10 protein-coding genes are annotated in these 12,847 nt (G+C 74.1%); 1 reads left to right on the top strand and 9 read right to left on the bottom strand.

All coding sequences use genetic code 11. The features are described from left to right. Nucleotides 1-50: 50 nt before the first annotated feature. The 9 genes from ACFCY7_RS36815 to ACFCY7_RS36775 form a co-directional block, all read right to left on the bottom strand. A complete protein-coding gene (locus tag ACFCY7_RS36815; protein WP_376490436.1) occupies nucleotides 51-1,802 on the bottom strand; it encodes an FAD-dependent monooxygenase in 1,752 nt (583 codons plus the stop codon). A 158-nt stretch (nucleotides 1,803-1,960) separates the two neighbouring features. After that, nucleotides 1,961-2,416, bottom strand: a complete 456-nt coding sequence (locus ACFCY7_RS36810) for a pyridoxamine 5'-phosphate oxidase family protein (RefSeq protein WP_376490435.1) — start codon at nucleotides 2,414-2,416, stop codon at nucleotides 1,961-1,963. A gap of 16 nt (nucleotides 2,417-2,432) precedes the next feature. Further along, complete coding sequence (locus ACFCY7_RS36805; protein ID WP_376490434.1) at nucleotides 2,433-3,539, bottom strand: threonine aldolase family protein; 1,107 nt, start codon at nucleotides 3,537-3,539, stop codon at nucleotides 2,433-2,435. Nucleotides 3,540-3,545: 6 nt separating this feature from the next. Next, a complete protein-coding gene (locus ACFCY7_RS36800; RefSeq protein ID WP_376490433.1) occupies nucleotides 3,546-4,949 on the bottom strand; it encodes an aldehyde dehydrogenase family protein in 1,404 nt (467 codons plus the stop codon). Then, a complete protein-coding gene (locus tag ACFCY7_RS36795) occupies nucleotides 4,946-6,046 on the bottom strand; it encodes a hypothetical protein (RefSeq protein WP_376490432.1) in 1,101 nt (366 codons plus the stop codon). Before ACFCY7_RS36795 ends, ACFCY7_RS36800 begins: the two co-directional genes overlap by 4 nt. After that, nucleotides 5,985-7,826: an asparagine synthetase B family protein gene (locus ACFCY7_RS36790; RefSeq protein ID WP_376490431.1), complete on the bottom strand. Its 1,842-nt coding sequence runs from the start codon at nucleotides 7,824-7,826 to the stop codon at nucleotides 5,985-5,987. The genes ACFCY7_RS36795 and ACFCY7_RS36790 overlap by 62 nt, the downstream gene beginning before the upstream one ends. After that, a complete protein-coding gene (locus tag ACFCY7_RS36785; protein WP_376490430.1) occupies nucleotides 7,814-8,896 on the bottom strand; it encodes an alpha/beta hydrolase-fold protein in 1,083 nt (360 codons plus the stop codon). Before ACFCY7_RS36785 ends, ACFCY7_RS36790 begins: the two co-directional genes overlap by 13 nt. Further along, entirely contained in the window at nucleotides 8,893-10,326 is a 1,434-nt protein-coding gene (locus ACFCY7_RS36780) for an MBL fold metallo-hydrolase (RefSeq protein ID WP_376490429.1), read from the bottom strand. Before ACFCY7_RS36780 ends, ACFCY7_RS36785 begins: the two co-directional genes overlap by 4 nt. Beyond that, entirely contained in the window at nucleotides 10,326-11,693 is a 1,368-nt protein-coding gene (locus ACFCY7_RS36775; protein ID WP_376490428.1) for an SUMF1/EgtB/PvdO family nonheme iron enzyme, read from the bottom strand. The genes ACFCY7_RS36780 and ACFCY7_RS36775 overlap by 1 nt, the downstream gene beginning before the upstream one ends. A 324-nt stretch (nucleotides 11,694-12,017) precedes the next feature. On the opposite strand from ACFCY7_RS36775, the gene ACFCY7_RS36770 reads away from it, so the two are divergent. Further along, on the top strand, nucleotides 12,018-12,815 hold the full coding sequence (locus ACFCY7_RS36770; RefSeq protein WP_376490427.1) for a phytanoyl-CoA dioxygenase family protein: 798 nt from the start codon (nucleotides 12,018-12,020) through the stop codon (nucleotides 12,813-12,815). Nucleotides 12,816-12,847 lie beyond the last annotated feature (32 nt).

The following is a 12,847-nucleotide window of genomic DNA, read 5'->3' as shown; positions in this document are numbered from 1 at the left end:
GGGCCGTGCCCGATCGGGCACGGCCCCTTCTCGTCGTTCCGGGAGCGGGGTCAGCGGTCCAGGACGGCCGCGAACACCTCGGTCAGGACCTGCTCCGGGTCCTCGGCGGCCTCCGTGGCGCGGTAGGCGACGTGCCCGTCCGGGCGGACCAGGAGCGCGCCGGCGCCGGTGATCTGCCGGACGGCCGCCCAGCCGCCGTCGACGTCCTCGTAGTCGCCGCCCTCGCCGATGCGGGCCGTGGCGACCGGGACGGAGTACTTCTCCGCCACGCGCTCGGCCGCCTCCGCCCACGGCGTCCCCTCGGGGCCGGTGAGCAGCACGTAGCCGCTGGTGCCGGTGAGGTCGATCGTGGAGAGGAGCTCGCCGTCCCGGCTGATCCAGGCGTGCGGCACCCGGTGGCCGGGGCGGGACGTCGGCACGTGCACGTTCCGCATCGGGACCCGGGCCGGCCGCTCGGTGCCGTCGGGGACGAGCGCGCCCTCCTCGTAACCGAAGCCCACCTCCATGTCGAGCGACTGGCAGCCGCCCCGGTGGGTGTGGAAGATCTCCAGCGCCCGGGCCCGCACGGTGTCGCCGTTCTCGGACGGGTCGAAGTACGCCTCCAGGCGCTGGAGACGGCGGCCCGCGGGGATGTTGTGGCCGGCGCCGATGGCGTCGATGACCACCTGGTGGTGGCTCGCGGCGGACACGGCCCAGTCGACGTTCTCGCGGCCCACGGGCCGGCGCTCGGCCTCGTAGGTGTCGATCAGGCTGTCCGGCGAACCGCCGTTGACGACCGCGGCCAGCTTCCACGCCAGGTTGTGGGCGTCCTGGATGCCGGTGTTGAGGCCGAGGCCGACGGCGGGCGGCTGGCGGTGCGCGGCGTCGCCGGCGATCAGCACGCGGCCGACGCGGTAGCGGTCGGCGAGGTGGGCGTGCACGATCCAGTCGGTGACCTTGTGGACCTCGATCTCCAGCTCGGGCAGGCGCAGCAGCTCGCGGATGCGCGGGACGACGGTCTCGGCGTCCCAGCGTCCGGGCGGGCCGGGCGCGAAGTGCAGGCCCCACTGCTCGCAGGCCTTGCCCCAGCTCGGTCCCATCTCGATGAGGTTGCTGGAGAGGTCGGGGTCCTCCGGGCTGAGGAAGTGGGTGATGAGCGTGCCCTCCTCCCACCACTCGGACAGGTCGGCGGTGAAGTAGGCGGTGGTGGTGTTGACGAGTCCGGGCGGGCCTTCCTGCTTGATGCCGACCTGGGGGCCGACGAAGCGGCCGCCGTCGGCGCCTATCAGGTACTGCGCCTTGACGGTGGTGACCTCGCCGGTGTCGACGTTCCGCACCTCGGCGAGGACGTGGTCGCCCTCGTCGGAGAAGGTGGTCAGCTCGTGGTGGAAGAGGATCCGGCCGGGGCTGCGGTTCTCCGCGTGGCGGCGCAGGATCGGCTCCAGCCACATCTGCGGCAGCTTGGCCGGCAGGACGGGGCCGACCTCCTCGTAGCTCTCGCGCAGTTCGCCGCCGCCGAAGGCGTCCATCTCGTGGATCAGGCGGCGGTCCATGGGACCGTCGCCCGCGAGCGTGGTCTGCCAGCGCACCTTGCCGAACATCTCCAGCGGTGCCGCCTCGGCGAGCACGTCGTCGGCGATCCCGTGCTGCCGGAAGATCTCCATCGTGCGCTGGTTGAGATAGTGCGCCTTCGGAATCCTCGACGTGTCCGGGTGCCGTTCCACCAGCAGATGGTCGACGCCCTGGTCGGCCAGGAAGACGGAGGCGGACAGACCGCATCCGCCACCGCCCACGATCAGGACCGGAACCTCGATTGTCCCCATGTTCGCCCTTCCAGAAATATCGACGGATGCATTGCCGTCGCAGCCTGGCAAAGGGCTCTTCAGGGCCGGTCAAGAACGACTGGACCCGGCCCGCACGCACGCACGCCGGCCGGTCACGGGGGTGACCGGCCGGCGGTGGGGGTGCGGACGCGCGGGGGTCAGCCGAGCCAGACCCCGTCGCGCATGAGGCCGCGGCCGGCCAGTTCGTTCGCCTCGCGCCAGGCCTGGGTGCGCTGCGGGATGATGCGGAAGTACTGGTAGGGCTGGTCGAGTTCGCGCGGGTCGAAGCCGGTCTTGGCGGCGAAGGCGTCGCCGGCCTCCTGGCCGAGCGCGTCGACGTCCACCGGCTCGGCGACGCCGTCGACGATCACGACGTCGCGGGTCGGGCCGAGGCCGAGGCGCACCCGGCCGTCGGCGAGGAGGTTGCGGCCGGTGATCGAGGCGCGCGGGGTGGAGATCAGGAACGCGGCGCCGTCCCAGAGGTACGAGAGGGGGATGAGGTGGACCCCGCCCTCGGCGCCGGACGTGGCGACCCACAGGTCGACGTCGTTCTCCAGCCTGGCGCGGGTGTCCTTGAGCCGCTCCTCCAGTCCACGCGGTGGCATGTCGGTCATGCTTCCTCCATCGATGTCACGGAGCCTCCCCGTCCGGGGAGGGCTCGTTCGGTTGTCGGTCCGGCCCGGTGGGCAGCGTGGCCGCCACGGCCGCCAGCGCCCTGACGGCCGCGCGCACACTGATCATGTCGTGTGACCGGTGCGCCACGAAGCGGACATGGCCGTTCGGCAGCGGAAGAACGCGAACTCCGTGTCCGGCGAGGCGTGTTGCGCAGTCGTCGGCGGCGAGGCCGGCGAGTCGGGCCATGACCATGTTGGTCGGTCGCGGGGGGCGCATCACCTCGGCGCCGGGCACCGCGGCGAGGCCGTCGGCGAGCACGGCGGCCTTCTCGTGGTCGGCGGCGAGGTCGGGCAGCCGCCCGAGCGCCACCAGGGCGGGGGCCGCGACGATGCCCGCCTGATGCAGGGAGCCGCCGAGCCAGGTGCGCGCCTCCCGTGCGTGCGCGAGGTAGGCACGCGTTCCGCAGAGGAGTCCGCCGACCGGGCCGCCGAGTCCCTTGGAGACCGAGAAGGACACGCTGTCGGCGGGTCCGGCGAGTTCGGCGGGCGGGACGCCGAGGGCCACGGCCGCGTTGGCGAGGCGGGCGCCGTCGAGGTGGAAGTGCGCGCCGTGCCGGTGGGCGAGGTCGGCCACGGAGCGGGTCGCGGCGGCGTCGATGGCGTTGCCGGAGCGCATCATGCTGGTGTTCTCCAGGCACACCACGGTCGGCCGGTCCCGCGGGCCCGCGGCGAGCAGCGCGGTCAGGGCGTCGGGGTCGGGCAGGCCGTCGGGGCCCTGCGCGACGGGCACGAGGTCGATCCCGCCGAAGCGGCGCAGGCCGTCCGCTTCGAGGAAGGCCATGTGGGTGTCGGCGCCGGCGATCACCCGGGGCGGCGGCGATCCGGGCGGGCCGGCCGCGGCGAGCGGGGCGACGAGGTTCGCCATCGTGCCGCTGGGCATGAGCAGCGCGGCCTCGGTGCCGAGGAGTCCGGCGACCGTCTCCTCCAGGAGGGCGACGGTGGGGTCGTCGCCGTACACGTCGTCGCCGACCCTGGCCCCGGCCATCGCGGCGCGCATCCGGGCGTCCGGCAGGGTGCGGGTGTCGCTGCGGAAGTCGAGCCGCGGCGAGGTGGCGGTCGCCATCGCCCGCTACCGTCCCGGCCGGTGGGCGACCCAGACGGCGCGGGGGCGGGTGTATCCCTCCACCGCGTGGAGGCCCAGTTCGCGCCCGTATCCGGACTGCCCGATGCCGGAGACGCTGACGGTCTCCTCGGTGTCGCCCCACGTGTTGGCCCACACCATGCCGGCGCGCAGGTCGCGGGTGAAGCGCTCGACCCGGTCGGCGTCCGACGTCCACACGGAGGCGGACAGGCCGTACGCGGTGTCGTGCGCGAGGGCGAGGGCCTCGGCGTCGGTGTCGAACGCGGCGACGGACAGCACCGGGCCGAAGACCTCCTCGCGCCAGGCGCGGCTGTCGGAGGGGACGTCGTCCAGGACGACCGGGTGGACGTGGAACCCGCCGTCGAGGTCGTGGCGGACGCCGGTGGCGGCGGGCGGCAGGAGGACCCGCGCGCCCTTCGCCGCGGCCTGTTCGACGATCTCGGCCGCGCGGTCGGCGGCGGCGCGGCTGATCAGGGGGCCGAGGTCGGTGGCGGGGTCCGCGGGCCGGCCGACCCGCAGGCCGGCGGCCAGCTCGGCCACGCGGTCGACGAACTCGCCGTGCACGGCGCGGTCGACGACGAGGCGGCTGCCGGCCACGCACATCTGGCCGGTGTTGCCGGTGAAGCCGGTGACGACGGCCCGGGCGGCCGCGTCGAGGTCGGCGTCGCGGAAGACCACCACGGGGCTCTTGCCGCCGAGTTCGAGCGAGACGGGCTTGAGGGCGTCGGCGCAGCGGCGTGCGACGTCCCGCCCGGCGGCGGTCGATCCGGTGAACGACACCATGCCGACGTCCGGGTGCCCGCACAGCAGCCGGCCGGTGTCGGCGCCGCCGTACACGCCGGTGAGCACTCCCTCGGGGAGCAGTTCGGCGGCGCGGTCGACGAGGCGGCGCAGCGAGAGCGGGGTCTCGGGTGCGGGCTTGACGACGACGGTGTTGCCGTACGCGAGGGCGGCGGCGATCTTCCACACGGCGAGGAGCAGCGGGTAGTTGTTCGGCGCGACGGCCGCGACGACGCCGACCGGCACGCGGTCGGTGTAGGTGCGCAGGCCGGGGCCGGAGGGGTGGGTCTCCCCCACCGGGTGGCGGGCGGCCGCGGCGAACCAGTCGAGCACGCGGGCGGCGAAGTCCACCTCCCCGAGCGCCCGTGCCGTCGGCTTGCCCGCGTTGCTCCGCTCCAGGGCGGCGAACACCTCGCGCTCGTCCCGCAGCAGGTTCGCGAGGGACCGGAGCAGGTCGCCGCGCCGGCCGGGGGCGGTGTCGGCCCATTCCCCGCGGAAGGCGGCGCCGGCGCGGGCGACGGCGTCGTCGACGCCGGTCTCGTCGGTGTCCTTCAGGCGGGCGAGGAGGCGCCCGGTGGCGGGGTCGAGGACGGCCCGTCCGGCCCGGGTCATCCGAGCACCCCGGCGTTTCCGGCGAGGCGGAGGTCCGCGTCGACGGCGGCGACCAGGCCGAGGAAGGCCTCGCGGCCGAGGCCGGGGCCGGCGCTGCCGAGGAGGCGGAGGTCGTAGCCGTCGGGGTGCTGCCACCAGGCGTCGCAGGCGCCGTACTCGGCGTCGACGTAGCCGAGGTGGAGGGGGCGGCCGCCGAGGTCGTGGAGTTCGTCGGTGGCGGGGTGCTTCTCGCGGGCGGGCGGGAACTCCAGGCGGCCGCCGCCGGTGCGCTGGGCGGTGAGGCGCAGTTCGGCGCCGGCCGGCGAGGCGTAGACGACCTCCAGTTCGCGGACGGCGGTGCCGTCGCCGAAGGTGGCGGCGCTCTCGGCGCGGAATCCGCCGGCGGTCACGGGCACGCCCTGGGCGGTGAGGAAGGCGGTGACGTCGGCGGTGGGGATCCAGTCGCCCTCGTGCTTCTTGTCGCGCCGGTGGAAGGAGAAGACGCCGGTGGGGACGGACACCATGTCGGCCCGGTGCCTGGCCCAGTAGCTCAGTTCGGCGAACGGGGTGGCGAGGATCCGTTCGGCGGCCTCCGGCACGGCCGGGCGCAGCGCGGCGAACAGGGCGACGAGTTCCTCGTCGGTGAACTCGCCTTCGAGTACGGAGAGTTCGACGGTGGTACGGGCCATCCGGGCGCTGCCGGCCGGGTGGCCGAGGTAGTCGGTGCCGAGCCAGGCGACGCGGCCCCCGCCGATCTCGTACGGCCGGGTCTCGCTGCCCCACAGGCAGGGGTGGTCGGCGGCGGGGAAGGCCCAGTCGTAGTGGAACTGCTTCAGGCGCAGCCGCCGGCCGCCGCCGGAGATCTCGGTGCGGTAGCCGGCCGGGTTGGCGTCGCTCCAGGGGGTGCGGCCCTCGGCCTCGACGCGTCCGGGGGGAGCCTCGCGGCGGAGGGTTCCGACGCTGGTGTCGCAGCCCGCGGGCAGGGCGGACGGCTGCCACACCACGAAGTTGCACCCGTCCTGGGCGTCCGCCTCCGCGAGCGCCGGCGGCACCGGGTCAAGGTCGGCGGCGCGCTCCAGGATCTGCCAGCGCCACGGGGGTACGGGACGGTTCACCATCACTCCTCGGTTCGGTTCTGAACTCCGCGAGGTGGTCGAGCCAGGCGGCGGAGGACGCGAGAAACATCCATTCGCCGACGCCCAGTTCGGCGCGGAGCGCGTCGGGCAGCGGCGGCAGGCCGAAGGGGGTGCCGAGTCCGTCGGCGAGTTCGGTCAGCCGCCGGACGTAGCGGGGGTCGGTGGGGGTGGGGAAGCCCTGCTTGCGGCGGTGCCGCACGGACTCGGGCATCAGGTCGGCGAGCGCTTCCTTGAGCAGGCCCTTGTGGGTGCCGGGCTTGTTGGTGTCCTTGAGGTGCTCGGGGCAGCGGAACGCCAGCTCGGTGAGGGCGACGTCCTGGAAGACGGGCCGGTCCTCCAGGGTGAAGGTCGACGAGGTGGCGTCGACCATGTCGTTGACGTAGACGAGGAAGCGCCGCATCAGGTGGTGCCGGCCGCGCTTGAGCGGCGACGCCGTCTTGATCGCCCGGTACTCGTCCATGGTGCGGGCCCACACCCGGTCGGTGACGACGCTCATGTCGACGTCGAGCTCGTGCGCCATCCAGCTCACGAGCCGCGCCCAGACGGGTCGTTCGTCGGCGTGCAGCCGGTGGGTGAGGTAGTGCCGGCCGTGGATGTACGTGGGGGCGAGCGGGTCGACGACGGGGAAGTAGCGGCCGTCCTGGTACCCCCAGAGCTCGTCGGCGCCGTGGCCCGAGTAGACGACCACCTTCCGGTCGGCGGCGATGGTGCCGTAGAGGTGGTGCATGGCGAGTTCGGCGCCGTGCAGGAGCGGCCGCATGAGCCGGGTGGGCAGGACGGGAACCAGGTCGGCGGCGGCGTGCCGGTCGAGGTCGCAGACGGTCAGCTTCACCCCCAGGTGTGCGGCGACCTCGGTGGCGTAGGCGACGTCGTCGCCGGAGCCGCCGATGCCGTCCTGGTAGCGGAGCACGTATCCGTCGAGGGGGACTCCGGCGGCGGTCAGGCCGGCGGCGATGGCCGTGCTGTCGACGCCGCCGCTGAGGACCGCGGCCCGGGGGACGTCGGACACGGACCGCTGCTCGATCGCCCGGTCGAACGCGGCCCTGATCTCCTCGGGTTCCACCAGGCCGTCCACGGACGCGGGGCGCCAGTACCGGTGGGTGCGGGTGCGTCCGCCGTCGGCCACCAGGTACTCGGCGGGCTGGAGGGAGCGGATGCCGCGCAGCCAGGTGTGGTCGTCGGCGGCGTCCATCCGGATCCACGAGCGCAGCAGGTACTCCTCGGCGTCGACCTCGGGGGTGATCAGGCCGGTGCGGAGCAGGACCTGCTGCTCGGACGCGAAGAGCAGGCCGCCGTGGGTGAAGGCGTAGAACAGCGGCTTGACGCCGAAGTGGTCGCGGGCCAGCACGACCCGGCCGGTCGTGGTGTCGTGCCAGGCGAGCGCGAACATGCCGTCGAGGGGCCGCAGCGCGTCCCCGGGGTCGTCCTCGCGGCAGACCTGCTGGAGGGCGAACTCGGTGTCGCAGCTGGTGCGGCGCGGCCACAGCGGCGGGGCGGGCGAGCGGGAGCCGTACACCTCGCCGTTGTGGACGAGGACGACGCGTCCGGTGGGGTCGGCCATCGGCTGGTCGCCGGCGTGGCTGCGGTCGCGGACGGCGAGGCGGGTCGCGCACAGCATGACGGTGCCGCACGCCGAGACGTAGGGGGCGCAGGCGCCTTCGCCGCGGTGCGCCATGGCCTCGGTCATGGTCCGGCCCAGCGCGTCGAGCCACGCGGGGTCCCGGCGGCCGTCGAAGCTGACGAAGCCCGCTACACCGCACATGTGCCACTCACCCAACCCGGCTGTCGTGTCCGGCCCTCCGGCGTCCGGGCCCGCTCCGCGGGGGCCGCCGGCTCCCGCCACACGCGCCACAGGCCGGCCAGGGCCTCGGTGAAGACGTGCTCGATGCCGTGGTGCCCGCCCTCGTGCTCGCGGTAGGCGTGCGGGACGCCGTGCGCGTCGAGGGCGGCGTGCAGGGCGCGGACGCCCCAGTGCATGCCGTACTCGTCGCGCTGTCCGACGTCGAGGTGGAGCAGGCCGAGCCCGGCGAGCCGGTCGGCGTACCGGGGCAGCATGCGCACCGGGTCGAGGGTGAGCCAGCGCTGCCACACGTCGTCGCGGAACAGGCCGGTCCCGGGGTCGCACGGCAGCGCGTCCGAGGGGCTCGTGCCGGGCTTCTCGGCGTAGCACATGCCCATCGCGACGATGCTCATCGCGACCATGAAGGGCACGTCGTGCGGTCCGCCGGACCGGCGGGCGAGCAGCCCGTCGACGCCGCCGGCCGCCCGTACGGCGTCGAGGGTGGCGGGCAGCAGCGGCAGGTAGCAGTGCTCGAAGCCGGCGTCGGGCGAGCAGGCGACGACCGACCCGAACAGGTCGGACGTCATGCCCGCGACCAGTGCTCCGTAGCCGCCGCTGGACTTCCCGCCGACGGCGCGCCAGGCCGGGTCGGGCCGGGTCGCGAAGCGCCGGTCGACCTCGGCGACGACCTCGGCGAGGTAGCCGGCGTACTCCCCCGAGGCGGCGGAGTCGAGGTACTGCGAGCCGCCGTAGGCGGTGGTGCAGTCCGGCACGACGAGCAGCGCGGGCGGCACCCGGCCGTCCTCCATCGCCTGCCGCAGCCGGTCGGCGACGGACGCGCCGAAGGCGAGCGCCCGTCCGGTGAGGCTCGGGTGGGCGCCGAAGCCGGGCAGCCAGTACACGACCGGGAAGCGGCGGACGCCGTCGTAGCCGGGCGGCAGGTGCACCTCGATGCGGCGCCGGTACGGGTCTCCCAGCGGGTTGCCGCGCAGGCACGCGCTCTCGTGGTCGACCAGGACGGTGGCGGGGCCGGGGGTGGCGGGGTCGCTCATGAGCCGGTCTCCTCCCGCAGCGTCCGGTCCACGTGCCGGGTGTAGAACGACGGGTGGTGGAAGACCGCGGACAGCAGGACGCCGTCGCTGGCCCACAGGCCGAAGGAGCTGCCGAACAGCAGGTCGGCGCCGAGCATGGCCTCCAGGGTGCTCGCCGCGATCTCGGTCCAGCCCTCGCCGCCGGCGACGTGGCTCCGGGCCGGTCCCGGGCCGAGCCGGGTCACGCGGCCGGCCACCGGGTCGAGCAGGAAGGCGGTCTCGCCGCCGGCCCCGTCCTCGGCGGCGTCCCCGGCCCCGTCCTCGTACAGCGAGACGACGTGCCGGCCGGCGCCGTCGTCGAGCGCCCGGTACCAGTAGTCGGTCGCCACGAGCCGGTCGAGGACCTCGCGGAGCAGCTCCTCGGCGGGGCGGGTCTGGCTGCCGTACCGGTCGAGCGAGGCGTCGAACGGCGGGACGGGCGTGCCGGGTTCGAGCCGCACCTCGGCGTAGACCTCGTCGAAGTCGTACGCGCCGGGGGCGACGGGCCCGTCGGTCAGGACGGCCTTGCCGTCCGCCACCTCGATGACCTGGCCGGGGCCCCACAGCAGGCCGTCGCGGCCCAGCTCGTCGAGGCGGGCGAGGGCCTCGGTCGGGGTGAAGGGGAACATCGTCCGGTTGCACCAGGAGTAGTCGCGCTCGCCGTCGCCGCTGACCCGCCAGCCGAACGAGGAGGGCACGGTGACGGTCGCGGGCAGCGTCCCGACGTACCGGTCGAAGTTGGCGACGGCGCGGGCGCGGACCGCGTCCGGGTCCGTCAGGGCGCGCCGCTCGGTGAGCACGCCGGGGGGCGAGACGCTGTGCGCGGGGACGAACACGGCGTCGAGGCGCGGCGCGTCGTCGCGCTGGAAGGCCGCGACGGTCGCCTCGTGCAGGAGGGCGTCCCCGCAGAGCATGACGGAGGCGTCGGCGGTCTCCACGAGCACGCTCATCTCGGGGAACGACACGGCCGACGGGAACGTCCTGAGGGTCGCCCCGCCCAGGGTGACGGTGTCGCCCGGCGTCACCGGGTGCAGGCGCTCGAAGCCGAAGCGGCGGAGCGTCCAGGCGATGGCCTGGTGCCCGAGTCCGGAGGCGGTCAGCTGCGGCGGCACCGGTCCCGCGGGGTAGACGCAGGTGACGCCGGAGCTCTGGCGCGGGCTGTCGTCGAAGTCCACGTCGGCGCCGTCGACGAGCCGGAGCAGCGACGGGAAGTGGTGGTGGTCGTAGTGGTGGTGGCTGAGGACCACGTAGTCGACGCCCTCGTCGAGCACCTGGCGGACCAGGCCGTCGGGCAGCGGCGGGTGGTGCTCCCAGAAGCGGTCGAGGCGCTGGGTGAGCCACGGGTCGAAGAGGATCCGCTCCGTGCCCGTCTCGACGAGGACCGCGGCGTGGCCGAGCGAGGTGAGCCGCATCAGCCGGCCGCCTCGTACACGCAGCGGAAGCCGACCTCCATGTGCCGGTCGGTGATGAGGTCCTTGCCCCGGTAGAACGTGGTGAGGCAGGCCGGCGGTGACGTCCAGGTGCCGCCGCGCAGGACGTGGAAGGCGTCCTTGCGGTTCATGAAGTCCAGCGGGTGGCGGCCCTTGAAGAAGGGGTCCATGTCCTCGCCGGTGTAGAAGTTGGTCCGGGTGAGCTCCCAGACGTTGCCCGAGGTCTGGAGCACGCCGTAGGGGCTCGCGCCCGCCGGGAGGGCGTCGGCGGCGAGGATCGGGTGCTCCGGGCTGACGCCCTGCTCGACGGTGACGAGGAGCGCCTCCAGGGAGTCGAGGTCGGCGACGTTCTCGCCGAAGGCCCGCTCCACGTAGTTCACCCGGGCCGGGTCCCAGTCGTCGCCCCACGGGAAGCGGCGGCCGTCGGTGCCGCGTGCGGCCTTCTCCCACTGGTTCTCGCTGGGCAGCGCGCCGCCGGCCCACTTGGCGAAGGCGTAGCCGTCGTACCAGTCGACACCCACGACCGGCTGGTCCGGCGCGTTGAAGCGGAGGTCGTGCCAGTGCGCGGGGCGGTGCGAGCGCTCCTCCGGCTGGTCGGGGTGGTCGAACTCGCCGGAGTCGCCGACCTCTTCGAGGAACTCGCGGTAGCGGGCGTTGGTGACGGTCGTCCGGTCGACGAGGAACGCGGGTACGTCCACCGCGCTCAGCGACAGGTCGTCGGTCAGCATCCGGAAGGCGTCGCTCTCCTCGACCGCGCCGATGATCGCCGGGCCGCCGGGCACCAGGACGACGTCCTCGTGGCGCCGGGGCCGCTTGCGCGCCGTCTCGATCCGGGCCCGCATGTCGGCGAAGTACTCGTCCTCCAGGACGCGCAGTTCGGCGGAGTCGCGGGTGCCGAAGATGCTGATGAGGGCCCGCTTGGTGAGGGCGGCGCCGCAGCCGACGGGCTTGCGCGCCCAGCCCGGCTTGGTGAAGTTGCTGGGCCAGCCCGAGATGCGGATGAGGTCGGGGACGGCGGCCGCGATGCGGTACTCCGTGATGACCTTCAGGGCCGTGAACGCGACCCAGTCGACGGTGTCGTGCGTCGAGGCGGCGACGGCCGAGTCGGCCGCGGGATCGCCCGCGTGGTGCTCGGCGAGCAGCCGTACGGCGCCGGCGCGCACCGGCCACTCGGGGTGCGTGATGGCGAGGGTGGCGAGGAGCGGCACCCCGTCGGCGGCCCTGCCCTTCGCGCGGGCGAGCTCGACGACCCGTTCCACCGACGCCCAGTAGCGGTCGTCGGTGGATTCGTCGATCACCAGCATGTCGGCGGGAATGTCGATGACGTGGGAAACGCGATTACCTACCATCTCAACCTCTCTCTCGGGACGGTGGACGACGAGCCGCCCGTACGGAATGCGAATCCGTACGGGCGGCGCAATTCGCTGGGTCAGCGGATTACCACTTGCTGGTCTCCTGCTGCGCGTCACGGGTCTCCATGAAGGTACCGTCGCTCATTGTGAACTCCCTCCGGTATTCCGATTCATGCGGTCGGTCGACCTCATGCCGAGAAGCTTAGGCAGGGCCTCGGAGGCGCTACAACGGAAAAGGCCGCGAACGCGGAAAGAGAGCATTCTGCGATATATCAGGGGTAGGTTCGCGGCCGTCCGGCACCAGGAGAGAGGACTCGAAGAATGGTCGACACCGAATCCCGTGACCTGCGGGAGAACGGATTCACCCAGCTCCCCGCGCTCGCCACCGGCGACGCGCTCGACCGGCTCCGGCGGGCGGTCGGCCGGCTGGAGGAGCTCGCCCGCGAACGCACGGTCTCCAGCGGGGACTTCGTCCTCGAAGCACCCGGCATCGGCGGCTGGGCGGCCTGGCAGCAGGGGTCGGGCGCGCTCGCCGGGGTGCTCCGCTCGGCGGACCGCATCCACGAGCACGTCCCGGAGTTCGACGCCGTGCAGCGGTCCCTCGGACTGGCCGACGGGCCGGTCGCCCGGGCCGCCGGCGGGCACCCGGGCACCCTGGTCAACGCCTTCCTGTGGGCCAAGCCGCCCGTGGTGGGCTCGGCGAAGCCCTGGCACCAGGACCTGGCGTTCGCGCCGCCCGGCTTCGGCGCGGACGCGCACGGCATCGTGACGGTCTGGGTCGCCCTCGAACCGGCCACCCCGCGCAACGGCTGCCTGGAGTTCCTGCCCGGCTCGCACCTGCTCGGACTGCTCCCGCACACCGGGGACCGCGAGCGGCTGCCGGGCGAGGCGCCGCTGGAGGCGGCCGTCGAGCCGCACATCGCGGACGCGGACCTGCCCGCGACCGAGCCGGTGGCCGTGCCCCTCGCGCCCGGCTCGGCCGTCCTGTTCGACGGCATGGTGGTGCACCGCTCGGCGCCCAACACGACGGCGGCGGAGCCCCGTACGGCCGTCAGCTTCGTCTACCGGGTGCCGCGCCCCGCCTGGTCGCGCAGCACACCGGCCGCCGTCCGCGCCTGATGTTCGACCGCGGATCGGCAGCGGTCGAACGG

The sequence above is a fragment of the Streptomyces sp. NPDC056361 genome (assembly GCF_042262805.1).
Classification (GTDB): Bacteria; Actinomycetota; Actinomycetes; order Streptomycetales; family Streptomycetaceae; genus Streptomyces.
The sequence above is the reverse complement of the archived record's forward strand: the minus strand, read 5'-3'. Positions and strand labels throughout refer to the sequence as shown.